Here is a 24485-nt window from a genome sequence, read left to right on the forward strand (position 1 = left end):
TCGGGATGGGCAACCCGCTTTATGATCGTTTGCTGGGCATCCATGCAGGCAAGGATACGCCATTTTTGCACCTTCCGGATGGTCAGACTCTGACCCATGCCACGTTTCTGGACACGGCGGCCCGTCTGGCCAACACCATGACAGGACTGGAAATGGAACCGGGCGACCGCGTCGCGGTGCAGGTGGAGAAATCCGTTGAGGCACTGGCGCTTTATGCCGCCTGTGTCCAAGCGGGGCTGATCTTTCTACCTCTCAATACGGGCTATACGACGCAAGAGCTAAGCTATTTCATCGAAAACAGCGGAGCCTCACTGGTGGTGTGCGATGAGGCAAACGAGGCAGGGCTTGCCGAGATCGTGCAAAAGAACAATGCCCGGCTTGAAACGCTAAACGCCGACGGTTCAGGCAGCCTTATGCGGCGTGCTCTGGGGATGCTTCCGGCCTTTCAGCCGGCCCACCGATCCGAAGATGATCTGGCTGCGTTCCTATATACTTCAGGCACGACGGGGCGTTCGAAAGGGGCAATGCTGACGCAGGCGAATCTGCTGTCGAACGCGGAGACCCTTGTGCAGGAATGGCGTTTCACAGATGATGACGTGCTGTTGCACGCGCTGCCTATCTTTCACACGCATGGACTGTTTGTTGCGACAAATGTCGTCCTCGCATCGGGCGGGTCGATGATATTTCTGCCGAAGTTCGACCTGGAAGATATATTACGCCTGATGCCACAGGCAACGGCGATGATGGGGGTGCCGACGTTTTACACCCGCCTGCTAAGCGACGACCGCTTCGCCCAAGATCTGACTCAGGATATGCGGCTGTTCATCTCAGGTTCAGCGCCTTTGCTGGCAGATACCCACGTTCAATTTGAAGACCGTACAGGTCATCGCATTCTGGAACGCTATGGCATGACCGAGACGAACATGAACACTTCTAACCCCTATGACGGCGAACGCCGGGCGGGAACGGTCGGATTTCCCCTGCCGGATGTTGAACTGAAGGTCACAGACCCCAAAACAGGTCAAACCCTAGCAGATGGTGAGATCGGCATCATCGAGGTACGCGGTCCCAATGTGTTTCAGGGCTACTGGCAAATGCCCGACAAAACCGCCGCAGAACTGCGCGAAGACGGGTTCTTCATCACCGGTGATCTGGGGCGGATCGATGAAGATGGCTATGTCCATATCGTCGGGCGTGGCAAAGACCTGATCATCTCGGGCGGGTATAATATCTACCCCAAAGAGATCGAGCTGCTGCTAGACGAACAACCCGGCGTGCTGGAAAGCGCGGTAATTGGCGTCCCGCATCCGGATTTCGGAGAAACCCCGGTTGGCATTCTGGTCCCTACCCCTGGTCACACGCCAGATATCGAGGCCATCATGGGTGCGGTTCGGGACGCGCTCGCCCGGTTCAAACATCCCCGCCAGTTGATCCTGCTGGACGAGCTCCCCCGCAACACAATGGGCAAGGTGCAAAAGAACATCCTGCGTGACCGCTGCAAAGACCTTTTCACCAAGACCTGATATTCAAGGCAAAAGCGCAACGCGACCCTTGTCCGTCAACAACCAGCAATCCTGTCCTTCGAACACCACAACGCCAACCTGGCGGCCATACCCTGCGCCGCTATCCAGGTTGATGCGATTGCCGTAATGCGTTGATTGATCCACCGGCGTATGCCCATGGACGATCAGTTTCGGATGCGGACCTCGGTGGTTGTGAAAGGTTTGCCTGATCCAGACCAGATCATTTTCCCGTTGTTCGCTCAGGGGAATACCGGGCCGAATGCCCGCATGGACAAAAGCAATCTCGCGCGTTTGATGCATGGCGATGAGCCCTTGCAGAAATATCCGATGCGCATCGGGAACCGCACCCCGCGCCGTTGCATGCAGATCCTCGAGCCGTGTCTGCTGATCGAAGAACACGCCATAGCTTTGTAGTGTTTCGACACCACCCAACCGCTCGTGCAGCCAATGATACCCGACCAACATATGCGGATCGTGACGCGGGACATCTTCGAGGAACCATGAAAACATCCGGTCATGGTTGCCCAGCAGAGTGATCCACCGCTTGCCCGCATCGCAACCAGCGATCAGCCGATCCAGAACGCCCCGGCTGTCGGGGCCCCGATCAACGTAATCGCCCAGATACACGATCTCGGCATCGGGGCCGCCATCGCGTTCGATCAGCGCCAAGGAGCGCTCGAACTCATCCACGCGGCCGTGCAAATCTCCAATTGCGTAGATCGGATTGGTCATCAGCTTCCCCTCGGGCAATGGTGATTGCCGCATTTCTGGCGCAAAATCAGCACTTTGAAAAGGCGATGCCCACGCTTTGGACAAGCGCGGGCATCAATCTGTCACAGAAGTTCAACAGCGACTGTCAGGCCACGTCAAACTCCAACGGTTTGATCTGAGTAAACAGACCTGTCTCGGCGAGTTTGGCGCGCGCCTCGGCTGGTACCGGTTCATCAACATAAAGCAACGCAATCGCCTCACCTCCGGCTTCGGATCGTCCAAGAGTAAAGTTCGCGATGTTCACATCGTTCTCGCCCATGGTCTGTCCTAAAGCACCAATGATGCCCGGCACGTCTTCGTTAGTCGTATAGAGCATATGCGCCCCGATCTCGGCATCGATATTGATGCCCTTGATCTGAATAAACCGCGGCTTGCCGTCGCTGAACACCGTGCCACCGATTGAGCGTTCACGCTTTTCAGTCACCACAGTGACCTTGATATAGCCTTCGAATGCACCCGATTTGTCCTGATTGGTGGTCGAGATCTGGATGCCACGCTCTCTCGCGACAACCGGGGCCGAGACCATGTTCACCTCGGGATTGAATTTCTTCATGATTCCGGCAACGACCGAACAATTCAACGCAGCCAGATTCATGTTCGCAGCGACACCGTCATAAAGGATGTTGATTGCCTTGATCGGCTCTTCCGTCATCTGACCAATGAAGCTGCCCAGATGCCCGGCCAGCTTGATCCACGGCCCCATGACCTTGGCCTCCTCTGCCGTCACACTGGGCATGTTCAGTGCGTTCTCGACCGCTCCGGTCAGCAGGTAATTCGAGATCTGTTCGGCCACTTGCAGCGCAACATTCTCCTGTGCTTCAGTGGTCGCCGCTCCTAAATGCGGGGTGCAGACTACGTTGGGCAAGTTGAACAGTACGTTGTCCTTGGCCGGCTCTTCGCTGAAGACGTCAAATGCCGCCCCGGCCACATGGCCAGATTGCAACGCCTCGGCCAGCGCATCTTCGTCAACCAGGCCACCACGGGCACAGTTGATGATGCGCACGCCTTTTTTGGTCTTGGCCAGGTTCTCACGGCTCAGGATATTGCGGGTCTGTTCCGTGAGAGGCACGTGAAGAGTGATGAAATCCGCCCGCGACAGCAGCTCATCCAATTCGACCTTTTCCACACCCATCTGCGCGGCTTTCTCTTCGCCAAGGTAGGGATCATAGGCGACGACCTTCATCTTCAGACCCAAAGCACGCTCGCATACGATGCCACCAATGTTGCCCGCGCCGATCACGCCCAGGGTCTTGTTGGTCAGCTCAATCCCCATGAACTTGGACTTTTCCCACTTGCCCGCATGGGTCGAGGTGCTGGCTTCGGGGATCTGCCGCGCCACGGCAAACATCATCGCGATGGCATGCTCGGCGGTGGTGATCATGTTACCGAACGGTGTGTTCATCACGATCACGCCTTTTTTCGAGGCCGCATCCTTGTCGATATTGTCGGTGCCGATCCCGGCACGACCAATGACTTTTAACTTGTCTGCCTTCTCCAGAATGGTTGGCGTGACTTTGGTGGCAGAACGGATGGCGAGGCCGTCATACTGACCGATCACCTCGGCCAGCTTGTCTTTGTCCTTTCCCAGATCGGGCATGAAATCCACTTCGATGCCACGGTCGCGGAAGATTTGAACGGCGGTTTCGCTCAGCTTGTCAGAGACGAGTACTTTGGGAGCCATATTTTTGGTCCTTGAACATTGTGGAAGGTCCGGGCCGGATGCGGCCCGGTAGAAAAGGTCAGGCAGCTTCGGTTTGCGCTGCAATCTCGGCTTCAAAAGCCCATGCAAGCCAGGGCAGCATCGCCTCGATATCTGATGTCTCAACCGTGCCGCCGCACCAGATGCGCAGACCCGCAGGAGCGTCGCGATAGGCACCGATATCAAGCGCAATGTTTTCGGCCTCAAGTCGTTTGGCGACGGCTTTGGCAAAAACGGCACCATCTTGAATGCGCGTATCGGTGAACTTCAGACAGACCGACGTATTTGATTGAGTTGTCGAGTCTTCGGCCAGATTGGCGATCCAGTCATTTTGGTCGCAGAACGCATGAACCGCGCCAGCATTGGCATTCGCACGAGCAATCAGCCCCTGCAAGCCTCCGACTGAACGCGCCCAGTCCAACGCGAAAAGGTAATCCTCAACCGCGAGCATTGAGGGTGTGTTGATCGTCGCGCCGGTGAATATCCCATCAATCAGCTTGCCACCTTTGGTCAGGCGGAAGATCTTCGGCAATGGCCATGACGGGGTGTAACTCTCCAAGCGCTCGACCGCGCGCGGAGACAGGATCAGCATCCCATGAGCCGCCTCTCCGCCTAGTACCTTCTGCCAGCTGAACGTTGTCACATCCAACTTGTCCCATGGCAAGTCCATCGCGAACGCAGCGGATGTCGCGTCACAGATCGTCAGACCCTGACGATCATCGGCAATCCAGTCGCCATCTGGGACCCGCACACCCGAAGTCGTTCCGTTCCATGTGAACACCACATCGTTGGCGAAATCGACGGACGCGAGATCGACGATCTGCCCGTACTCGGCGGTTTTCACTTCAGCGTCGATTTTCAGTTGCTTGACCACATCAGTCACCCAACCCGCGCCAAAGCTTTCCCAGGCCAGCATTTCAACTTTGCGCTCACCCAGCAAAGACCAAAGCGCCATCTCAACCGCACCGGTGTCCGAGGCTGGTACAATGCCGATGCGATAATCCGCCGGTATGCCTAGAATCTCTCGCGTGCCTTCAATGGCCGCCTTCAGCTTGTCCTTGCCGACAGCAGCCCGATGCGAGCGGCCCAAGGCGGCATCCGCCAGTTTGGTCAGATCAAATGTGGGGGGTTTGGCACAGGGGCCCGAGGAAAAACGCGGGTTGGCCGGCCGCGTCGCCGGTTGTTCGATAGTCATGTGTATTACCCTTCCAGATACACGCCCCTCGTTGGGGAGGGGTGTCCCACGCACAGAGGTATGGGTCGTTTGCACCTGCAGCAAGCGTAAAAGACGCTTCATCAGCGGAAAACGACACTGGAAATAGGCTCAGATCGGAACACAGGTTTCCGATGGGCGAAAACCCCCGCCAGTTGGCGGGGGTTTATTGATTGAGGTTTATTCAGCTGCGTCCATGTATTCGGTCATTGGCGGGCATGTGCAGATGAGGTTTCTGTCGCCGTATGCGTTGTCGACGCGGTTGACGGGGGACCAGTATTTGTCGACGCCCATGGAGCCTGGGGGGAAGCAGGCCTGTTCACGGGTGTAGGGACGGTCCCAGTCGCCGACCAGATCGCGCACCGTGTGGGGGGCGTTTTTCAGCGGGTTGTTTTCCGCGTCGATCTTGCCGTCGATGATGTCCTGTGCCTCGGAGCGGATGGACAGCATGGCGTCGCAGAAGCGGTCCAGCTCATCCATGGGTTCCGATTCCGTGGGCTCGACCATCAGGGTGCCGGCCACCGGCCAGGACATGGTGGGCGCGTGGAAGCCGCTGTCCACCAGACGTTTGGCAATGTCATCGACGCTGACATGGGCCGCCTCGTCCAGCGGGCGGGTGTCGAGGATGCATTCATGCGCCACGCGACCCGTTTCCGAGGTGTAGAGGATCGGGTAGGCATCCTTGAGCCGCGCCGCGATGTAGTTGGCGTTCAGGATCGCCACTTTCGTGGCCTGGGTCAGACCCGCGCCGCCCATCAGCAGCACATAGGCCCAGCTAACCGGCAAGATCGAGGGCGACCCAAAGGGCGCCGCCGAGACCGGACCCACGGCGGTGCCGTATTCCGGGTGGCCGGGCAGATGCTCGGTCAGATGCGCTTTGACGCCGATCGGACCCATGCCGGGGCCGCCGCCGCCATGGGGGATGCAGAAGGTCTTGTGCAGGTTCAGGTGGCTGACGTCACCGCCGATGTCTCCGGGACGCGACAGGCCGACCATGGCGTTCATGTTGGCGCCGTCGATATAGACCTGACCGCCGTGATCATGAGTGATCTGGCAGACCTCCTGCACGGTGGTCTCAAACACGCCATGGGTCGAGGGGTAGGTGATCATGCAGGCGGCCAGATGATCGGAGTGCTTTTCGGCCTTGGCGCGGAAGTCATTCAGATCAATGTTGCCCTTCTCATCCGCCTGCACAGGCACAACCTGCCAGCCCACCATCTGGGCCGAGGCCGGGTTGGTCCCATGCGCCGAGGTCGGGATCAGGCAGACATTGCGCTGCCCTTCGCCCCGGGCGAAGTGATAGTTGCGGATGGTCAAGAGGCCTGCGTACTCACCCTGCGCGCCCGAGTTGGGCTGCTGGCTGATCGCGTCATAGCCGGTGATCTGGCACAACTTGTCGTTCAGATCATCGATCATCTCATGATAGCCCTGCGCCTGATCTTCGGGGCAGAACGGGTGCAGGTTGCCGAACTCGGGCCAGGTGACCGGGATCATCTCGATCGTGGCGTTCAGCTTCATGGTGCACGAGCCCAGCGGGATCATCGCCCGGTCCAGCGCCAGGTCGCGGTCGGCCAGACGGCGCATGTAGCGCGTGATCTCGGCCTCGGCCCGGTTCTTGTGGAAGATCGGGTGGGTCAGGTACTCGCTTTCGCGCAGCGCGTAATCCGGCAGGCGATAGGCCACGTTCGAGCTGTCATCCTTGCGGTCGATGCCGAAGGCCCCCCAGACCGCCTCGATGGTCTCGGGCCGGGTCTGTTCGTCCAGGCTGATGCCCACTTTCGTGTCGCCGACCTTACGCAGGTTGACGCCCCGGGCCACAGCGGCCTCCATGACCGTTTTCTGCAGATGGCCAACCTCAACCGTGATCGTGTCGAAGAACACTTCCGGCTCCACAGCAAAGCCTGCCTCTTCCAGACCGGCAGCCATACGCGAGGTCTTGCGGTGCACCGATTGCGCGATGGCCTTGATGCCGTCGGGGCCGTGATACACGGCATACATCGAGGCAATCACCGCCAGCAGCGCCTGCGCCGTACAGACGTTCGAGTTGGCTTTCTCACGCCGGATGTGCTGTTCGCGGGTCTGCAGCGCCAGGCGGTAAGCCTTGTTGCCCCGGCTGTCGATGCTGACACCGATGATCCGGCCCGGCATCGAGCGCTTCAGCTTGTCGGTGGTCGCCATATACGCGGCGTGCGGGCCACCATAGCCCATCGGCACACCAAAGCGCTGGGTCGAGCCGATGGCGATATCCGCGCCCATCTCACCGGGCGACTTCAGCAGCGCCAGCGACAGGATATCGGCGGCGACGATGGCAATCGCCTTGTGTTCATGCAGGGCCGCAATCTCGGCGGTGAAGTCGCGCACATGGCCATGGGTGCCGGGGTACTGGAAGATGGCACCAAAGACCGCGCCCGCATCCAGCGTGTCCGGATCAGCCACCTGCACCTCGATGCCCAGAGGCTCGGCGCGCGTTTTAATCACCGCGATGGTCTGCGGGTGGCAGTTCTTGTCGACAAAGAAGGCCGCGTTGTTGGCCTTGGACCGACCGCCGCGCTTGGCCATGGCCATCGCTTCGGCGGCAGCTGTGGCTTCGTCCAGCAAGGACGCGTTGGCCACGTCCAGCCCGGTCAGGTCGCTGACCATGGTCTGGAAGTTCAGGAGCGCCTCAAGTCGGCCCTGGCTGATCTCGGGCTGGTAGGGCGTGTAAGCCGTGTACCAGGCCGGGTTTTCCAGAATGTTGCGCAGGATCGGCGCCGGCGTGGTGGTGCCATAATAGCCCTGACCGATCAGCGAAGTCAGAACCTTGTTCTTGCTCGCCACTTCTTTCATGTGAAAGAGCGCATCGCGCTCGGTCATCGCCGGACCCCAGTCCAGCGGCTCTTTCTGCCGGATCGCCGGCGGGACGGTGGCGTCGATCAGCTCGTCCAGCGTCTTGAAGCCGATCACCTTGAGCATGTCGCGCATCTCGGTCGGGCTGGGCCCGATATGGCGGCGGTTGGCGAAGTCATAGGCTTCGTAATCGGTCAGTTTGAAGGCCATGTGTGCGCTCCTCAAGGATAGGTCAGGCCCGGCGGAGACGGCAGGAGCCTCCGGCGGAAGTATTTGGAAACAGATGAAGGGGCGGGGCCGCGCACGGACCCGCCGCCTGAGTTAACCGATGAAGGCCTTGTAGCCGGCCTCGTCCATCAGGTCTTCGAGCTGCGAGGCGTCCGCGATCTTGATCTTGTAGATCCAGGCCTCGCCTTCGGGGTCTTCGTTCAGCGCGCCGGGATTGTCGGCCAGTGCCTCGTTCACCTCGGTGATCTCGCCGTCGACCGGTGCGTAAAGCTCGGACGCCGCCTTGACGGATTCAATCACGCCGATCTCGCCGCCTTTTTCGAACTCGTCGCCTGCTTCCTGCTGTTCCACGAACACCACGTCACCCAACTGCTCGGCGGCGTGTTTGGTGATGCCCAGCGTGGCGGTGTCGCCGTCAACGCTCAGCCATTCATGCTCTTCGGAATAATAGGTTGCCATGTCTCTCTCTCCTGACTTCAACGCTTGTAATTCTGTTTGACGAAGGGCAGCGCCACGATCTCAGCCGGTTGCGGCTTGCCCCGGATGATCAGGTTCACCTTCTCGCCCGGCTCGCCATGGCCTTTGCTCACATAGCCCATCGCCACCGGTCCACCCACCGTGGGGCCAAACACGCCCGAGGTGATCTGACCGATGCTGTTGCCCTCAAGGCACTGCACTTCCACGCCCTGACGCGCTGGCGCACGGCCTTCGGGCTTGATGCCCACCAGCTTGCGCGCGGGACCTTCGGCCAGTTCCTTCTGCACGCGGGCCGCGCCCGGGAAACCGCCCTCTTCCTTGCGGCGCTTTTGCATCGCCCAGCCCAGCGAGGCCTCGACCGGCGAGGTGCTCTGGTCGATGTCATTGCCATAAAGGCACAGACCTGCCTCAAGCCGCAGGCTGTCGCGCGCGCCCAGACCGGCCGCTTCGCAATCCTCATGCGCCAGGAAGGCTTTGGTGATCTCAATCGCCTTGTCCTCGGGGATCGAAATCTCGTAGCCATCCTCGCCGGTATAGCCCAGCCGCGAGATACGGCACTCAACACCGTTGATATCGGCCACCGTGGTTTCCATGAACTTTAGATCCCGCGCGGCGGGGCACAGTTCGCCCACAACGTTTTCCGCCGCAGGGCCCTGAACCGCCACCAGCGCGCGGTCGAAAATCTCGATCACTTCAACGCCTTCGAGGTGCTCACGCATATGCGGAATGTCCTGATGCCGCAGCGCCGCGTTCACCACCACAAAGTAATGATCGCCCGCATTCGACACGATCAGGTCATCCATGATCCCGCCTTCGGCATTGGTGAAAAACCCGTACCGCGCCTTGCCTTCCTTCAGCGTCGCATAAGCCTGCGGGCACAAAGCTTCCAGCTTCTCGCCCACATTCTCGCCCCGCAAAATCACCTGACCCATATGGCTCACATCAAACACCGCCGCCTTCTCACGGCACTGCTTATGCTCCCCCATAATCCCCAACGGATACTGAACAGGCATCTCCCAACCCGCAAAATCAACCAACTTACCCCCCAACTCAACATGCAAAGCGTGAAGAGGCGTGCGTTTTAATTCGGTCATCAGACTAACCTTTCAATCAGCGGGACTGGTCGCGAACAACCGTGACGGTGCAATGCGCGTTGCGCACGACACGGGCCAGGTTCGGGCCAATCTCGTAGTTCGGAAAATCGCCTTTGGTCGAAGCCATGACGATCAGATCAAAGCCCTCTTTGTAGGCGAGCTTCAGTATCTCACGATAGACGCTGCCTTCTTCGATATGGATCGCCACATCAGATGCACCGTTGTGATCCAGTATGGCCTGCACCGCATTGCGCACGTGGTCTTTTGCGCCTGCGCCATAGTTGGCGGGCAGGTTCGGCAACTGGATGATCTCAGGAATGACGGCAATCGCGTGCAATTCGGCGCCGTAGAACTTTGCCTGTTCCTGTGCGAGCGGCAGGGCGTTCTTCCACGAACGGTCGTCAGTGTGATCAATCGGCAGCAGGATTTTCGTGGCCATCACGTCTCTCCTCGAGAAATGGAATTCTGTTTGAAGCCGGGGGGCCGGGATGGCCCCCCGTATTTTCATCCGAGATTATTCGGCGGGTGTGCCGCCTGGCTCTTCGGACTTGCCACCTGAGGCAAAGAACTCTTTCGTCAGTTTGAAGACGATCGGGCTCAGCAGCGCCAGGGCGATCAGGTTCGGAATGGCCATCATCGCGTTCAGCGTATCAGCCAGCAGCCAGATGAAGCCCAGATCCGCTGTTGCGCCAAAATAGATCATGACGATCCACAGGACGCGGTAGGGCATCAGGGATTTCACGCCTAGCAGGAACTCAACACATTTCTCGCCATAGAAGGACCAGCCTAGAATGGTGGTAAAGGCAAAGATCGACAGAGCGATGGCGATCAGATACCCACCGATACCCGGCAGCGACAGTTCGAACGCGTGACTGGTTAATGCTGCACCGGATTCACCCGATGTCCAGGCACCCGACGAAATGATAGCAAGACCGGTGATGGTGCAGACGATGATCGTGTCGATGAACGTGCCCAACATCGCGATCAGGCCCTGGTTGACCGGACCTTTGGTCTCGGCTGCGGCGTGTGCGATCGGAGCGGAACCCAGACCGGCTTCGTTCGAGAAGACACCACGTGCCACACCAAAGCGGATCGCGGCCCAAACGGCAGCACCCGCGAAACCACCTTCGGCGGCCGACGGGGTGAAGGCGTAGGTGAAAACAAGCGACAGAGCGGAGCCGATGTTACCGATGTTGATCAGTAGAACCAGCAGGCCTGCGACGATGTAGGCAATCGCCATGAACGGAACCAGTTTACCTGCAACCGCACCGATGCGGGTGATGCCGCCCAGGATCACGGCCGCGGTCAGAACCATCAGGACAACGCCGGTAACCGAAGTGTTCAGGCCGAAGTTCGACTCCAGAACCTGTGCAACACCATTGGCCTGTACACCGTTGCCGATGCCGAACGCCGCGATTGCGCCGAACAGAGCAAATGCAACACCCAGCCAGGCCCATTTCGCGCCGAGGCCGTTTTTGATGTAGTACATCGGGCCGCCGACATAGTTACCAAGCTCGTCTTTTTCGCGGTATTTCACCGCGCAAACAGCTTCGGCATATTTGGTGGCCATGCCCACCAGGGCGGTCATCCACATCCAGAACAAGGCGCCCGGACCGCCCAGGAAGACAGCAGTGGCCACACCAGCGATGTTGCCCGTACCGATAGTCGCAGATAGCGAGGTCATCAGCGCGTTGAACGGGCTGATCTGGCCCTCGCCCTGACCTTCGCGGCCTTTGAACAGCAGGCTGAAGCCTGTGCCAATGCGCAGGATCGGCATGAACTTCAGGCCGACCTGCAGGAAGAAGCCAACGCCGAGAATGAGAACCAGCATCAGCGGCCCCCACACGACGCCATTGATGGCCCCTACGATTGAATTTAACGCTTCCATGGTTTCCCTCCCATTTGCGTTAGGTTTATGCCCTGTTCGCCAAAGCCCGCTGGCGGGCCTGCTTGAGGGCGGCAAAGTCTTCGTCCGCGTGGAACGATGATCGGGTCAGCGGCGTTGCCGACACGTGCAAAAAGCCCTTGGAACGCGCGATCTGTTCCAGTTGGGCAAAATCTTCCGGTGTCCAGAACCGGTCAATCGGATGGTGTTTAGGGGTCGGTTGCAGATATTGGCCGACGGTCAGGAAATCGACATTGGCCGCGCGCAGGTCGTCCATGACCTGACGGACATCGTTCAGACTTTCGCCAAGCCCGACCATCAGGCCAGATTTGGTAAAAAGCTCCGGGTTCGCGCGTTTGGCATCATCCAGCAGACGCAGCGAGGTGTAATAGCGTGCACCCGGTCGCACAGTTGGATAAAGGTGCGGCACAGTTTCCAGATTGTGGTTGAAAACGTCTGGCGCCGCTTCAAATACGATCTCTGACGCAGTGCCTTTTCCAAGAAAATCGGGTGTCAGAACCTCGACAGTCGTACCGGCGTTCTGATGGCGCACGGCACGGATGGTCTGAGCGATATGCTCGGCCCCACCATCTGCCAGATCATCGCGATCGACCGAGGTGATCACCACATGACGCAGGCCCAGTTTCTTGGCGGCGGCGGCGACTCGCCCGGGTTCAAACACATCCAGAGCATCCGGGCGACCCGTTGAGACATTGCAGAACGAACAACCCCGCGTACAGACCTCACCCATAATCATCATGGTCGCGTGACGCTTGGACCAGCATTCGCCGATATTGGGGCAAGCGGCTTCTTCGCAGACCGTCGCCAGATCATGCTCGCGCATGAGGCGTCGTGTTTCATAGTATTCAGCGCTGTCGCCCTTTTTCTTGCGAATCCACTTGGGCTTGCGCGGGATGACACTGTCGGCCTTTTTGGCTTTTTCCGGGTGGCGAGGACGAAGCTGGATGGTCATCTGGCTGGTCTCCGTTATGCGTGGATCGCGCGGCCCAGGGCGTCGAGGCAGGCTTCTTTGACGGCCTCGCCCATGGCAGGGTGCGCATGGCAGGTTGCAGCGACTTCGGACACCGTTGCGCCCTTTGTCATCGCCAGAACCAGTTCAGCGATCAGATCGCCGCCATGGGCTCCGCATATATGCGCACCCAGGATCTGGCCGTTCGGGTCTGCCAGAACCTTCACTGCACCGTCTGTTTCACCGGTCGAACGCGCGCGCGAGTTCGCCATGAAGGCGAATTTGCCGACCGAATACTCGGCACCGGATTCTTTCAGTGCTTCTTCGGTCAAACCAACCGAGGCGACTTCGGGGTCGGTGTACACCACGCCGGGGACGGTGTTGTAATCGACGTGGCCAGCTTCGCCTGCCAGCATCTCAACACAGGCGACACCATCTTCTTCGGCCTTGTGCGCCAGCATAGGTCCGGGAACGCAATCACCGATGGCGTAGATGCCCTGGACAGATGTCTGAAATGCGCCATCAACTTCAATGAAACCGCGTTGGTTCACGGCCACGCCCAGCTCTTCCAAGCCAAGGCCACGTGTGACTGGGCGGCGACCCACGGCGATCAACACCTTGTCGGCCTCGATCACTTCTTCTTTGTCCTTGCCGACGCGGTCCACAGTTAGTGTCCGACCAGTATCCGTTTTGTCGACGGATTTCAGTGCCCGGCCCAGCTGGAATTTCAGGCCACGTTTTGACAGCGCGCGTTGCGCCAGTTTGGCAATTTCACCATCCATGCCGGGCAGCACGCGGTCCAGATATTCGACGACCGTAACTTTAGCTCCGAGACGCGCCCAAACTTGCCCAAGTTCCAGTCCGATGACACCGGCACCGATCACCACCAGATGCTCGGGCACACTCTCCAGCGCAATCGCGCCCGTCGAACTGAGGATATCTTGCTCGTCAATCTCAATCCCTGGCAACGGGGTAGGTTCGGAACCAGAGGCAATGAGGATGTTCTTGGCCTCATGGACTTCGTCACCCACCTTGACCTGACCAGCGGCCGGAATTCTGGCCCACCCTTCGATCAGATCTACGCCGTTTTTTTTGAACAAAAACGCAATGCCCTTGGTCAGGTCGCCTACGATCTTGTCCTTGCGTCCCATCATTGCGGGCACATCGATGCTGGCCCCCTCGACCGCAATACCGTGGGAGGAGAGATGTGCAAGTTCGGCATATTTGGCCGAGGAGGTCAGCAACGCTTTGGAGGGTATGCACCCCACATTCAAACAGGTCCCGCCAAGTGCGCCACTTCCTTCGACGCAGGCAACTTTCAGGCCCAGTTGTGCCGCGCGGATCGCGGCGACATAGCCGCCCGGACCGCCCCCGATGACAATAAGATCGTAAGTCATTTGGTCTTCTTTCAGTAGATCGGGTGGCTTGCGCAGAGCGCGCGGACCTTTTCACGGGTTTCCTTTTCGACGGTCTCGTCACCGTCAGACGATTGTGCCAGCGCGTCCAACACATCACCGATCATGTGGCCAATCTGTTTGAACTCTTCTGGTCCAAACCCACGGCTGCAGCCTGCGGCCGTACCAAGACGGATGCCGCTGGTGACAGTGGGCTTTTCGGGATCACCCGGAACGCTGTTTTTGTTGCAGGTGAATCCTGCACGCTCTAGCGCGGCTTCGGCGTCTTTGCCAGTTACGCCGACTGGGCGCAGATCAACCAGCATAAGGTGGTTTTCAGTGCCGCCCGAAACGATGTCGCACCCGCGCGCCATCATCACGTTGGCCAGTGCCGAGGCACTGTCGACAACGCGCTGCATATATTCTTTGAATTCAGGCTGCAGCGCTTCACCAAATGCGACTGCCTTGCCTGCGATCACATGCATCAGGGGGCCGCCCTGCAGACCCGGGAAAACAGCCGAGTTGATCTTTTTTGCCAGCGCTTCATCGTTTGTAAGAATAATCCCACCGCGCGGACCGCGCAGCGTCTTGTGCGTAGTCGACGTAACAATGTGTGCGTGCCCGATGGGCGAGGGATGCAGGCCAGTCGCAACCAAGCCGGCGATGTGGGCCATGTCTGCCAGAAGCCACGCGCCTACTTCGTCGGCAATGGCGCGGAAGCGTGCGAAATCGATCTTTTGCGAATAGGCCGATGCGCCTGCAATGATAAGTTTGGGCTTTTCGGCTTTCGCCAATTCTTCAACCTGATCATAGTCAATCAGCCCGGCCTGGGTCAGGCCATATTGAACCGGACGGAACCACTTGCCGGACTGGGCAGGTTTTGCGCCATGGGTCAGGTGACCCCCAGCATCCAGCGACATACCAAGAATCGTGTCACCTGGGCTGAGTAGTGCCAGCTTAACCGCTCCGTTGGCTTGCGCGCCTGAGTGCGGCTGGACGTTTGCATATTCACAGCCAAACAGCTTCTTCAATCGATCAATGGCTTCGGCCTCAACCTCATCCACATATTCACACCCGCCATAATAGCGGTGACCCGGATAACCCTCGGCGTATTTGTTTGTAAGTACGGAACCCTGCGCATCGATCACTGCCTGAGAGACGATGTTCTCGGAAGCGATCAGTTCGATCTGTTCAGCTTGGCGTATGCCCTCGCGTGCGATCGATGCTGCGATGACGGGATCAGCCTCGGTGAGCGGTTTTGTGAACATGATCTCCTCCTGTAATCTCGTTTCCAGTGTACGAAATTTTGTTTCCTATAGTGGAATTAGTGTACGCAAGGCAACAAAAATTTCATCACAGTAAAGTTGTTTGGCTCGGGGGAAATGAGTAAGCTTTGATAAAACAAGGAGATTCCCATGTCTGAGGACAACCTGAAAGATGGTGCCGGACCGGAAGAACAGGACGAGGGGGCGGCTTTGGGTCGGTCGATCCGGGATGCACGCCGCGCAAAAGGCTGGACATTGGAGGAGGCCGGGCGCGAAGCGGGAATCGGTCGATCAACACTTTCAAAGATCGAAAACAACCAGACACGTCCAAGTTTCGAGATCGTGCGGCGGCTGACACAGGCCTTGGACATGAATACGCCACAGCTGTTCTTGCAGTCCGCCCAATCGGGAATTTCGGGGCGACGTGATTTTACGCCGAAAGGGCAAGGCGAGATAAGAAATACGCCGACCTACATGCACGAATTGCTGTGCTCGGACCTGACCAGTAAGCGAATGCTTCCTTATATCGCGACGATAAAAGCGCGTGACATATCAGAATATGAGAACTGGATCAGGCACACAGGCGAAGAATTCATGTACGTTATCAGTGGCGAGTTGATATTCGTATCCGAGCATTACCGCCCCTTACCGATGAAACCCGGAGATTCTCTGTACTACGATAGCGGTATGGGGCATGGCTGTATTTCTACGAGTAAGGAAGACGCCAGGGTCTTGTGGGTTTCGCTGGAATGACACGTTAGGCCACGGCGCTTTCGCGCAGAATACCAATACCAACCTGAGCAAACGGATATCTCATGGACCGGACTATTTTCACTGGAACTATGCCTGCCCTTATGACGCCGTGTAAGGCCGACAGGACACCTGACTTTGACGCGCTGGTCAAAAAGGGCAAAGAGATGATTGCGGCCGGCATGTCCGCTGTCGTCTATTGTGGCTCGATGGGGGATTGGCCGCTTCTGACGGATGCCCAACGGATGGAGGGCGTGGAACGACTGGTCGACGCTGGCTTGCCGGTTGTCGTGGGGACGGGTGCCATCAACTCGAATTCCGCTGTGGCGCACGCAGCACATGCGCAGAAGGTCGGCGCGGCAGGGTTGATGGTTATCCCTCGGGTTCTGTCACGAGGCTCATCGGTTGCCGCGCAAAAGAACCACTTCAAGGCTATTCTTTCTGCGGCACCGGACGTGCCTGCGATCATCTACAACAGCCCTGTCTATGGGTTTGCCACCCGTGCGGATTTGTTTTTTGCACTGCGGGCCGAGCATCCGAATTTGGTTGGCTTTAAGGAGTTCGGGGGTAAGAATGACCTGCGCTATGCCGCCGAACATATTACATCGCAGGACGATCAGGTCACTTTGATGGTAGGCGTCGATACAGAAGTCTACCATGGGTTTGTGAATTGCGGCGCCACCGGATCGATCACCGGGATAGGAACGGCACTGCCCAAAGAGGCATTGTTGCTTGCGGCGCTTTCGAAAAAGGCAGCAGAGGGACATGCCGAAGCACGGTTGCGCGCGCGGGAGTTGGACGAGGCATTTGGCGTTCTGGCAAGCTTTGACGAGGGCACAGACCTCGTTCTTTATTACAAGCATTTGCTGGTGCTGAACGGCGAAGAAGAATACCGCCTGCATTTCAATGAAACCGACGTGTTGTCTGACGCCCAGCGAAATTACTGCGAGCAACAGTACAACTTGTTTAAGTCGTGGTTTACCGATTGGGTTCGTCAGGGTGGGGTCATTGCGGTATGCATGTGATTGACAGCCATACCGGTGGAATGCCCACACGGGTCATTCTGGACGGGGGGCTTGATTTGGGTTCAGGATCACTGGCTGAACGGGCCAAGCGACTGGCAACGGAACATGAGCGGTTCTACAAGTCTGTTCTACTGGAGCCACGCGGCCAGCCCGGCATGGTCGGGGCGCTCCTTGTCGAACCGGTCAGTGCTGAATGCAAAGCGGGCGTGATCTACTTTGACGCGGATGCGGTACTGGGCATGTGCGGCCATGGGACGATCGGGTTGGGCGTAACATTGGCGCATCTTGGACAGATCGAGGTTGGCGCGCACCGAATCGAAACTCCGGTAGGTGAGGTTAAGATTGATCTGCTGGACGCCAACACCGTGCAGGTCACCAACATTGAAAGCCGCCGCGTACATCAGTCCGTGACGGTCGAGACTGCAGAGTATGGCCCCGTCACCGGCGATGTCGCTTATGGCGGCAATTGGTTCTTCATTGTCGAGCCAAGCCCGATCCCGGTTGCGCCTGAGAACATTCGCCCGCTGACCGACATGGCTATCGCAATTCGCGAAGCCTGCATTGCGCAAGAAGTTGGTGGCGAAAATGGCGAGCCGGTTGATCATGTGATCTTTCAGGGCACCTCACCGAATGCAGGTATCCATAGCAGAAACTTTGTTCTGTGCCCCGACGATGACTATGACCGTTCGCCATGCGGCACCGGCAGCTCGGCCCAGCTGGCCTGCCTCGCGGCCAGTCGGCGCTTGTCCGCTGGGGAAGAAATCGTTCAGGAAAGCATCATCGGAAGTTCGTACAGGCTGTCCTATCAGCCGGGGCAGGGCGGGGGCATTGTCCCTCAGCTAACTGGCCAGGCGCATGTGATGGCAGAGGGTAAGCTTTTCTTTGCGCAGAATGATCCGTTTCAATTTGGTATTGCGCGTTGACGCAGGGAGAGGAGCAAGACGGAATCCCATTCGGGCGTCGTGTTCAGAAAATCGTATCAGGTGGACAAACCGGCGTAGACACTGCCGCATTGGAGTTTGCCCGCGCAAACGGCATCCCTTACGGTGGCTGGGTGCCGAAGGGTCGAACGAATGAGGATGGGTTGATTCCGGCGCATCTCAGCGGGCTTGTTGAAACGAAGTCTGAAGATGTCGCTGAACGGACAAGGCTCAACGTCTTTGCCAGTGACGCCACGCTTGTTTTTATCGACGGATCAGACAGTCCCGGCACGCGGAAAACGGTTGAGTTTGCAGTTGATGCTGAAAAACCGCATCTGGTGGTGGATATAAGAAAAGGAAAGGCCGATTGCGCGCAACAGATGCGGACTTGGCTGAGCGCCATCCCTGTAACTGTTCTGAACATTGCAGGCCCGCGCGCTTCTGAGGCCCTCGAGATTGGTCCGCGTGTGCACGAGGTGCTGGACGCTTGTCTGGATCAGTTCATTCAGCCCAAGTAATCGCGCAGCGCTGGCGGAGGATTGTTGAAGAGTGTCTCAGTCTCAGCAGGTGGATGTGCGATTTGATCCGCAACCAATACGGTTTGGTCGGTTATCCGAAGCGCATCCCGCGGGTCGTGGCTGACCATAAGCAGGGTGGTTTTGGTCTCGGCGACTAATTCAGCGACCAGATCGAGCATCTCTGTTTTCAGGGCAGGGCCAAGGGCGGCGAAAGGTTCGTCGAGCAATAACACCTGACGCTTTTGCACGAGGATTCTGGCCAGCGCCACGCGGCTTTGCTGACCACCTGATAATTCAGCGGGCTTTCTGGCCGCCATTCCCTGCAGGCCAACGCGGCCGAGGGCCGATTGAATGTGGTGTTGGTCGTCTGCAGTCAAACCTCCATTGGGCCTTAGGCCCAGGGCAACATTCTGTTCGGCGCTCAGGTGAGGAAACAGGTTTCCGTCCTGAAACAGCATTGCAATCGGTCGACTGCCTGGTGGTAATGTCGATAGGTCATGATCCTTCCAGTGGATGTGCCCACTTCTCAGGTCTCGAAAACCGGCGATAGTTTCAAGAAGCGTTGATTTTCCCGCCCCCGACGGACCGATGATCGCAACGCTGGATCCGGCCTTGACCTCAAAGTCAGCGCTTAACTGGAAATTGCCATTTGCAATGATGCAATTGTCAAGCTTCAGCATGCCAGCGCCCCCCTCGATCCAGAACCCAGAAAACACCCATCGATAGTATAAGCAGCAGCAGCGCGCCTCCTGCTGCGGCCTGCATCTGGTATGCGCCCATAAGTCGATAAATCTGCAGAGGCAACGTCGCGATCTGCGCATCCGCAAACAGAGCGATCACACCCAGATCACCCATGGACAGTGCCGCCGTCAGGCCCGCGGCAAAACCGATCTGGGGGCGCAGGCGTGGAAGCATGACACGCAAGAAAAAGGACCAGTTGTTCATGTTCAGGGCCAGTGCCAACCGCCCGTGCCGTTCCAACACATCGCGCGCTGCGGGAACCAAAATTCGAAGGGCGAAGGGCAAGGCCATGACCGCGTTCACAAGCGCGGTTACCGGCAACGCAAGAGTTGTAGGATTGGCCAGCGGGCGGATCAGAATAAAGAGACCCGTACCAATGACCAAGGGCGAGGCGGCGAGGCCAAGAAGTCCGCCAAGTTCGACGATGCCGAACCGGCCTGTCGCGACGGCTGTCGCCATGGGCAGGGCCAGCAGTAATAGGAGGATGGTACTGGCGGCGGCAACACAGATTGAAATTATAGCGGCACGGAACACCAAAACCGGCATCTCAAACAGCCCAGCGATACCCGAAATCGTGACGGATGCCAGAGGTAGCAGCAGGAACGCGGCGGCGGTGATAATCCAAAACGCATCCAGCAGCGGTCCTCGGCCATCCCAGCGCCGGATCTCACGATTCAGGCCGGTACCGAACCCGTCGCCGCGCGAGAACTTTAAGGCTGCCAACGCAGCCGCTGCAGTCAGGACAAGTTGCAAAGCGGATAATAAGGCGGCGCGCCCTAAGTCAAAATCATATGTAAAGGCCTGATAGATCGCGAGTTCAATCGTGGTGGCGCGCGGCCCTCCACCCAGCGTCAGGGCAACAGCAAAACTGGTCAGGCAAATGGCGAAGATCACGGCCAACACTCCGGGCAGAATGCGGCGAAGCATTGGCAGTTCGATCAAACGGAACATTGCCATTCCTTCGCACCCAAGTTGGGCCGCTAGCCGGAAACGCTCGGCAGGGATCTCCTGCCAACCCTGCAAGATCAGGCGTGTTGCCAGAGGTAGATTAAAAAATACGTGGGCCAGAACGACACCGTGCAGCCCATAGATTCGAATGGGCGGCAGACCGAAATAGCCCAACGCGTCCGAGATCCATCCTGCCCGGCCAAAGACCTGAAGCAATCCCAGAATGGCGACGATGACCGGCAGGATGAAAGGTGCACCCAACAGCGTGATCAGGACGCGCCTGCCGGTGAACCGGCGGCGGGCCAGCGCGCGGGCGACCGGAATAGCCAGACCAGCGCTGAACACTGCAGAGAGTGTTGCTTGCAACAGGGTGAAGCGTAAGGCTGCCCAGTCGGCTGGACCAAACCCGCCGCCTGCATCTGCCCGCACCGCCACCATGAACAACGTGCCCAATATCAGTGCGGCAACGATGGCCGCCGCACTGACACCGGGGAGTGGGTTTACTGGCTGAGTGCGCCCAACCATTCCGAAAGCGCCTGTTCCCGCGCAATGGCGGCTTGGTCCTGATCAAACAGCAGAGACTTCTGAGGGATCGTTAGAGTTTCAAAACCTTCGGGCAGACCGGAAGATGGAGTTACGGCAGGGTACATCCAGTTGGTCGTTGGAATGATCGTCTGAAACGCGTCAGACACCATGAAGTTCAGAAACTGATCTGCCAGCTCGGGCTGATCGGAATTGGCTAGCTTGGCCGCAACCTCGACCTGCATATAATGGCCTTCGTCAAAGGCTGCCGCTGCTTTGCTGGCATCTTCCTCGGCAATCAGGTGATAGGCTGGCGAGGTCGTATAGCTTAGAACCATGTCGGCCTCACCTTCAAGGAACAAGCCATATGACTCGGACCAGCCCTTGGTCACCGTCACGATATTGTCAGCAAGGTCAGCCCAGATTTCTTGGGCTTCATCGCGATACGCGGCCTTGACCCACAGCAGAAGACCCAGCCCCGGTGTCGATGAACGCGGATCCTGAATGATGATCTTGATGTCACTATCTGCCAACTCTCGGAAGCTGGTAGGAGCGGCAAAATCTGCATTGTGAACAAATGCAAAGTAACCCCAGTCGTAGGGGGCAAAAACTGTGTCGGTCCACTCGATGGGCAGTGCATACTCGGCAGTGACTGAATGAGGTGCAAACAGGCCGGTTTCTTTAGCTGCCGATATCAAGTTGGTATCCAAACCCAATACAATATCGGCGTCGCTGTTTTCGCCTTCCAGCCGAATGCGTGACAGCAGTGCCGCGCCATCTTCGACGCCGACAAGGTTCAGGTCGCATTCGCATTGCGCTTCAAACGCCTCTTCGACCTTCGGGCCGGGGCCCCAGTCCGAAACGAAGCTGTCGTAAGTATACACGGTCAACGTGGGCTTATCGGCTGCCACAGCCGAAGTCGCAGTCAGTATTCCCGCAGCAATTGCCAGATGTTTCATATCATCCTCCAATGCGGCGAGAGGGTAAGGATGGATGAAACCTGTACCTTTCCCTCCGCCGGTTCTAGCCGGTTCAGGTTCAACGGGTTTGCCAATTGGCATCTCAGCGCGGTCTTTAGCGCACCCCGAGGTAGGGTCGTGATTAGGGGGATGAGAGGACGATTTCAACCGAAATCGTTAGGTTCTCGTTCAATAAGCATTGAATGAAATACCATAAGAACGAGCCACGAAGCCAGAGAATTCCTTTAGGAGATATGCGCATATTTGACGCGCATGTAGTATATTGATATTCTCAGGCACATGGAGACCAAGACAGAATGAACGCTCAACCACGCAAACCGACCAATCTATCACTTGATAGCGCTTTGCTCACCGAGGCCAGAGCGCTGAACGTGAACCTGTCGCGTGCCGCCGAAGAAGGAGTGCGTGCCGCCGTTGCCGCTGCGAAGGCCGCGCAGTGGAAGGCTGAAAATGCCGAAGCGCTGCAAAGCTCAAATTCATATGTTGAACAACACGGGTTGCCCTTGGACGGCTTTCGCCAGTTCTGATGCCGAAATACGATGTATTCCCCAACCCATCCGGCGATGGCTATCTTCTGGATGTGCAAACCGATCTTCTGAGCGATCTGAATACCCGCATGGTGGTGCCGCTTTTGCCAAAAGCACATGCGCCGAAACCAGCGACCCGCCTCAACCCTGAGTTCCTGATAGATGGTGAGCTGGTTGTAATGGTGACCCAGTTCATGGCTGCTGTTCCTGTGGGACTCCTCAAATCACCCGTGGGTCATCTGAAAGATGATTTCGAGCAGATCACCGTGGCCGTAGACATGCTGATGCAAGGGTTCTGAACGACAATAGCTGGCCTCATTGGCCAGCCACTTTGCGCGCATAACACCTGTCAGGTGTTATGCTTCTGCTCTACTTGTCGCGCAGTACCACGACACTGCAATGTGCATGACGGACCACACGTGCAGCCGTTGAACCGATCAGATAGTCCGAAAGGCCCGGTTGGTGTGACGCAACCACTATGCAGTCTACTTTATGTTCCTCGGCCCAATCCAGAATGGAATTTGTTGGATGACCTGTAACAACATGAGTGCCGATCTTCGGAGACTCCATCGATGCGTTCAGTTTGTCCTCAAAATCAGAAACGCTTTTCTGAACCTGCTCAGGTGGAAAGTACGACCCGATATACGAAGGTAGTTCTTCGAGAACGGACAGCACCGATACTGTCCCGCCATCCAACAGCAAGCGGCTTGCGGCATCCAGAGATTTGGCACAATCGTTGATGTGATCAGGGGCGACTGGAACGAGGATATGGTTATACATCTGTACCTCCGGATTATTTCAGGATGTTGGGCAACCAGGTGGCGATCTGCGGGAAGATGAAGATCAGGGTCAGGCCAATGAACTGGAGTGCCACAAACGGGCCAACCGAATTGTAGACATCCCCCATGCTGACATCTTTGGGCAGAACCCCTTTGATCCAGAACAGTACAAAACCGAACGGAGGTGTCAGGTAAGCGATTTGGATGTTCACGATGAACAGCGCGCCAAACCACAGCTTGTCGATCCCCAATTCGTCGATAATCGGGATGAACAGTGGTGTGCACAGCATGATGATGGCCCAATCATCCATCACCATACCCAGGACGAGGATGATCAGCATCATCATCAGCAGGATGCCGGTTGCACCGCCGGGCATGGAAAGAACCAGATTGGTCAGCAGGTCCTGGCTGCCAAGCGTGTTGAACACATTAAGATAGACGGTGGCACCAATCAGAATCCAAAGCCCCATACCGCTGAGCTTCAAGGTGGACACCAACGATTCCCTCAGCACCTCCCAGGTCAGTTTGCCGTAGATCAAGTTGATGACAAAGGCGCCTGCGGCACCAAATGCGGCAGCTTCCGCCGGCGTCGCGATACCGCCCCAGATGACGCCCAGAACGATGATGATGAGTAAGGCAAACGGCCAGATGCTGAGAACGGCGGTCAGTTTTTCGGTGCGGGTGAATTTCTGATCGGCGGGCAGGGCGGGGCCCAGCTCGGGCTGGATTTTACAACGTACGCCGATGTAGATCGTGTAGAACGTGGCCAGCATCAGGCCGGGCAGCAACCCCGCCATGAACAGGTCACCGATCGAAACCTTGGCCAGCAATCCATAGAAGATGAACGGAACGCTTGGTGGGATCAGAGCACCCAACGCACCGCCTGCCGCGATACAACCGATCGCGATACGGCGATCATATTTGTAGCGCATCATCGAAGGATAGGCGATCTGACCCATCGTGGTGGTCGCCGGCGGTGTGATGCCGGTGATTGCGGCAAAAACAGTACAGACCTGAACTGTACCCATCGCGAGACCACCATGAATGTGGCCGATCAGCTTGTAAACGGCGTCATAGGCCGTTTCGGCTATCCCCGAAAATCTTATGAGCGAGCCCATGAACAGGAACAAAGGCACTGTGACCAGTACCGAATTCCAAGGCGTTGAATAGAATGCACTGGGTACGGACAACAGCGCGCGAGGTTCGAAAACCAGGGCAAATAGAACCGCTGTTCCGCCCAAGCCGAACGCAACCGGCAGCCCCATGAAAAGGATCCCAAACAGTATTAAGAAATACAGCGCTGTAATTAGTTCGAGGCTCATGATCTTTAGTTTCCCTACCTAGTGGCCGTTCGCGCGGTCTTTGCCGGGTTGTGTGTCAGCAGTGCTTTTAACACTGACATGCGCCCGTCTGGTCCGCTGGCCCGACGA

23 protein-coding genes and 1 riboswitch are annotated in these 24485 nt (G+C 57.7%); of the genes, 7 read left to right on the top strand and 16 right to left on the bottom strand.

Going from position 1 to position 24485, the window contains the following annotated elements:
* Positions 1-5 precede the first annotated feature (5 nt).
* Positions 6-1523, top strand: a complete 1518-nt coding sequence (locus tag ACR0JG_RS05580; protein WP_480567998.1) for a malonate--CoA ligase — start codon at positions 6-8, stop codon at positions 1521-1523.
* Between the two features lie 3 nt (positions 1524-1526).
* Here ACR0JG_RS05580 and ACR0JG_RS05585 read toward each other — a convergent pair whose 3' ends face one another.
* From ACR0JG_RS05585 to glyA, 11 genes are all read right to left on the bottom strand, one after another.
* Complete coding sequence (locus ACR0JG_RS05585) at positions 1527-2255, bottom strand: metallophosphoesterase family protein (RefSeq protein ID WP_480568000.1); 729 nt, start codon at positions 2253-2255, stop codon at positions 1527-1529.
* Between the two features lie 124 nt (positions 2256-2379).
* The gene (gene serA / locus ACR0JG_RS05590; protein ID WP_480568002.1) at positions 2380-3975 is read right to left on the bottom strand and encodes a phosphoglycerate dehydrogenase; all 1596 of its coding nucleotides are present in this window, start codon (positions 3973-3975) and stop codon (positions 2380-2382) included.
* Positions 3976-4033: 58 nt separating this feature from the next.
* Complete coding sequence (locus tag ACR0JG_RS05595; RefSeq protein ID WP_170406887.1) at positions 4034-5188, bottom strand: phosphoserine transaminase; 1155 nt, start codon at positions 5186-5188, stop codon at positions 4034-4036.
* 198 nt (positions 5189-5386) lie between these two features.
* Positions 5387-8242: an aminomethyl-transferring glycine dehydrogenase gene (gcvP, locus tag ACR0JG_RS05600; protein WP_480568004.1), complete on the bottom strand. Its 2856-nt coding sequence runs from the start codon at positions 8240-8242 to the stop codon at positions 5387-5389.
* A gap of 111 nt (positions 8243-8353) precedes the next feature.
* Positions 8354-8719 (bottom strand): glycine cleavage system protein GcvH, encoded by a 366-nt coding sequence (gene gcvH, locus ACR0JG_RS05605; RefSeq protein WP_170393732.1) that lies wholly within the window; start codon positions 8717-8719, stop codon positions 8354-8356.
* A 17-nt stretch (positions 8720-8736) separates the two neighbouring features.
* Positions 8737-9831, bottom strand: coding sequence for a glycine cleavage system aminomethyltransferase GcvT (gcvT, locus tag ACR0JG_RS05610; protein WP_480568006.1), 1095 nt, complete (start codon positions 9829-9831; stop codon positions 8737-8739).
* Positions 9832-9847: 16 nt separating this feature from the next.
* Positions 9848-10270, bottom strand: coding sequence for a universal stress protein (locus ACR0JG_RS05615; protein ID WP_170393736.1), 423 nt, complete (start codon positions 10268-10270; stop codon positions 9848-9850).
* A gap of 75 nt (positions 10271-10345) precedes the next feature.
* Positions 10346-11719, bottom strand: coding sequence for an alanine/glycine:cation symporter family protein (locus ACR0JG_RS05620; protein ID WP_170393738.1), 1374 nt, complete (start codon positions 11717-11719; stop codon positions 10346-10348).
* 25 nt (positions 11720-11744) lie between these two features.
* The gene (gene lipA, locus ACR0JG_RS05625) at positions 11745-12689 is read right to left on the bottom strand and encodes a lipoyl synthase (protein ID WP_480568008.1); all 945 of its coding nucleotides are present in this window, start codon (positions 12687-12689) and stop codon (positions 11745-11747) included.
* Between the two features lie 14 nt (positions 12690-12703).
* Positions 12704-14083, bottom strand: coding sequence for a dihydrolipoyl dehydrogenase (gene lpdA, locus ACR0JG_RS05630; RefSeq protein ID WP_480568010.1), 1380 nt, complete (start codon positions 14081-14083; stop codon positions 12704-12706).
* A gap of 11 nt (positions 14084-14094) precedes the next feature.
* Complete coding sequence (glyA, locus tag ACR0JG_RS05635) at positions 14095-15348, bottom strand: serine hydroxymethyltransferase (RefSeq protein WP_480568012.1); 1254 nt, start codon at positions 15346-15348, stop codon at positions 14095-14097.
* A gap of 147 nt (positions 15349-15495) precedes the next feature.
* On the opposite strand from glyA, the gene ACR0JG_RS05640 reads away from it, so the two are divergent.
* From ACR0JG_RS05640 to ACR0JG_RS05655, 4 genes are all read left to right on the top strand, one after another.
* Positions 15496-16098 (top strand): helix-turn-helix domain-containing protein, encoded by a 603-nt coding sequence (locus ACR0JG_RS05640; protein ID WP_170393747.1) that lies wholly within the window; start codon positions 15496-15498, stop codon positions 16096-16098.
* Positions 16099-16160: 62 nt separating this feature from the next.
* Positions 16161-17120, top strand: coding sequence for a dihydrodipicolinate synthase family protein (locus tag ACR0JG_RS05645; protein WP_480568014.1), 960 nt, complete (start codon positions 16161-16163; stop codon positions 17118-17120).
* Positions 17111-18043, top strand: a complete 933-nt coding sequence (locus ACR0JG_RS05650) for a 4-hydroxyproline epimerase (protein WP_480568016.1) — start codon at positions 17111-17113, stop codon at positions 18041-18043. Before ACR0JG_RS05645 ends, ACR0JG_RS05650 begins: the two co-directional genes overlap by 10 nt.
* On the top strand, positions 18040-18558 hold the full coding sequence (locus tag ACR0JG_RS05655) for a putative molybdenum carrier protein (protein ID WP_480568018.1): 519 nt from the start codon (positions 18040-18042) through the stop codon (positions 18556-18558). The genes ACR0JG_RS05650 and ACR0JG_RS05655 overlap by 4 nt, the downstream gene beginning before the upstream one ends.
* Here the strand turns inward: ACR0JG_RS05655 and ACR0JG_RS05660 are convergent.
* Genes ACR0JG_RS05660 through thiB form a run of 3 tightly spaced genes read right to left on the bottom strand, consistent with a single transcriptional unit; the run spans position 18546 to position 21728 of the window.
* The gene (locus ACR0JG_RS05660; RefSeq protein ID WP_480568020.1) at positions 18546-19238 is read right to left on the bottom strand and encodes a thiamine ABC transporter ATP-binding protein; all 693 of its coding nucleotides are present in this window, start codon (positions 19236-19238) and stop codon (positions 18546-18548) included. The genes ACR0JG_RS05655 and ACR0JG_RS05660 overlap by 13 nt on opposite strands.
* Positions 19225-20772 carry a thiamine/thiamine pyrophosphate ABC transporter permease ThiP gene (locus tag ACR0JG_RS05665; protein ID WP_480568022.1) on the bottom strand — a complete coding sequence of 516 codons (1548 nt, stop codon included), beginning with the start codon at positions 20770-20772 and terminating at the stop codon, positions 19225-19227. The genes ACR0JG_RS05660 and ACR0JG_RS05665 overlap by 14 nt, the downstream gene beginning before the upstream one ends.
* Entirely contained in the window at positions 20748-21728 is a 981-nt protein-coding gene (gene thiB / locus ACR0JG_RS05670) for a thiamine ABC transporter substrate binding subunit (protein WP_170422511.1), read from the bottom strand. The genes ACR0JG_RS05665 and thiB overlap by 25 nt, the downstream gene beginning before the upstream one ends.
* Before the next feature lie 32 nt (positions 21729-21760).
* A riboswitch (TPP riboswitch) is annotated at positions 21761-21866 on the bottom strand.
* Positions 21867-22045: 179 nt separating this feature from the next.
* Here thiB and ACR0JG_RS05675 point away from each other — a divergent pair.
* Both ACR0JG_RS05675 and ACR0JG_RS05680 read left to right on the top strand, forming a co-directional pair.
* Positions 22046-22276, top strand: a complete 231-nt coding sequence (locus ACR0JG_RS05675; protein WP_170511663.1) for a type II toxin-antitoxin system CcdA family antitoxin — start codon at positions 22046-22048, stop codon at positions 22274-22276.
* Positions 22276-22575 (top strand): CcdB family protein, encoded by a 300-nt coding sequence (locus ACR0JG_RS05680; RefSeq protein ID WP_480568024.1) that lies wholly within the window; start codon positions 22276-22278, stop codon positions 22573-22575. The genes ACR0JG_RS05675 and ACR0JG_RS05680 overlap by 1 nt, the downstream gene beginning before the upstream one ends.
* A 70-nt stretch (positions 22576-22645) precedes the next feature.
* Here ACR0JG_RS05680 and ACR0JG_RS05685 read toward each other — a convergent pair whose 3' ends face one another.
* Both ACR0JG_RS05685 and ACR0JG_RS05690 read right to left on the bottom strand, forming a co-directional pair.
* Positions 22646-23056, bottom strand: a complete 411-nt coding sequence (locus tag ACR0JG_RS05685) for a universal stress protein (protein WP_170511668.1) — start codon at positions 23054-23056, stop codon at positions 22646-22648.
* A 13-nt stretch (positions 23057-23069) separates the two neighbouring features.
* Entirely contained in the window at positions 23070-24377 is a 1308-nt protein-coding gene (locus tag ACR0JG_RS05690) for a TRAP transporter large permease (protein WP_480568026.1), read from the bottom strand.
* Positions 24378-24485 lie beyond the last annotated feature (108 nt).

Source organism: Ruegeria sp. AD5 (genome assembly GCF_056542345.1).

Excerpts from the sequence above, each read along its gene's own strand:
- ACR0JG_RS05675 (WP_170511663.1), top strand. The coding sequence starts at position 22,046 with ATGAACGCTCAACCACGCAAACCGACCAATCTATCACTTGATAGCGCT.
- ACR0JG_RS05585 (WP_480568000.1), bottom strand. The coding sequence starts at position 2,255 with ATGACCAATCCGATCTACGCAATTGGAGATTTGCACGGCCGCGTGGAT.
- ACR0JG_RS05645 (WP_480568014.1), top strand. The coding sequence starts at position 16,161 with ATGGACCGGACTATTTTCACTGGAACTATGCCTGCCCTTATGACGCCG.
- ACR0JG_RS05620 (WP_170393738.1), bottom strand. The coding sequence starts at position 11,719 with ATGGAAGCGTTAAATTCAATCGTAGGGGCCATCAATGGCGTCGTGTGG.
- serA (WP_480568002.1), bottom strand. The coding sequence starts at position 3,975 with ATGGCTCCCAAAGTACTCGTCTCTGACAAGCTGAGCGAAACCGCCGTT.
- ACR0JG_RS05665 (WP_480568022.1), bottom strand. The coding sequence starts at position 20,772 with ATGGTTGGGCGCACTCAGCCAGTAAACCCACTCCCCGGTGTCAGTGCG.
- gcvT (WP_480568006.1), bottom strand. The coding sequence starts at position 9,831 with ATGACCGAATTAAAACGCACGCCTCTTCACGCTTTGCATGTTGAGTTG.
- ACR0JG_RS05595 (WP_170406887.1), bottom strand. The coding sequence starts at position 5,188 with ATGACTATCGAACAACCGGCGACGCGGCCGGCCAACCCGCGTTTTTCC.
- ACR0JG_RS05650 (WP_480568016.1), top strand. The coding sequence starts at position 17,111 with ATGCATGTGATTGACAGCCATACCGGTGGAATGCCCACACGGGTCATT.
- ACR0JG_RS05660 (WP_480568020.1), bottom strand. The coding sequence starts at position 19,238 with ATGCTGAAGCTTGACAATTGCATCATTGCAAATGGCAATTTCCAGTTA.
- glyA (WP_480568012.1), bottom strand. The coding sequence starts at position 15,348 with ATGTTCACAAAACCGCTCACCGAGGCTGATCCCGTCATCGCAGCATCG.
- lipA (WP_480568008.1), bottom strand. The coding sequence starts at position 12,689 with ATGACCATCCAGCTTCGTCCTCGCCACCCGGAAAAAGCCAAAAAGGCC.
- ACR0JG_RS05680 (WP_480568024.1), top strand. The coding sequence starts at position 22,276 with ATGCCGAAATACGATGTATTCCCCAACCCATCCGGCGATGGCTATCTT.
- ACR0JG_RS05615 (WP_170393736.1), bottom strand. The coding sequence starts at position 10,270 with ATGGCCACGAAAATCCTGCTGCCGATTGATCACACTGACGACCGTTCG.
- ACR0JG_RS05640 (WP_170393747.1), top strand. The coding sequence starts at position 15,496 with ATGTCTGAGGACAACCTGAAAGATGGTGCCGGACCGGAAGAACAGGAC.
- ACR0JG_RS05685 (WP_170511668.1), bottom strand. The coding sequence starts at position 23,056 with ATGTATAACCATATCCTCGTTCCAGTCGCCCCTGATCACATCAACGAT.
- ACR0JG_RS05580 (WP_480567998.1), top strand. The coding sequence starts at position 6 with ATGGGCAACCCGCTTTATGATCGTTTGCTGGGCATCCATGCAGGCAAG.
- gcvP (WP_480568004.1), bottom strand. The coding sequence starts at position 8,242 with ATGGCCTTCAAACTGACCGATTACGAAGCCTATGACTTCGCCAACCGC.
- thiB (WP_170422511.1), bottom strand. The coding sequence starts at position 21,728 with ATGAAACATCTGGCAATTGCTGCGGGAATACTGACTGCGACTTCGGCT.
- lpdA (WP_480568010.1), bottom strand. The coding sequence starts at position 14,083 with ATGACTTACGATCTTATTGTCATCGGGGGCGGTCCGGGCGGCTATGTC.
- gcvH (WP_170393732.1), bottom strand. The coding sequence starts at position 8,719 with ATGGCAACCTATTATTCCGAAGAGCATGAATGGCTGAGCGTTGACGGC.
- ACR0JG_RS05690 (WP_480568026.1), bottom strand. The coding sequence starts at position 24,377 with ATGAGCCTCGAACTAATTACAGCGCTGTATTTCTTAATACTGTTTGGG.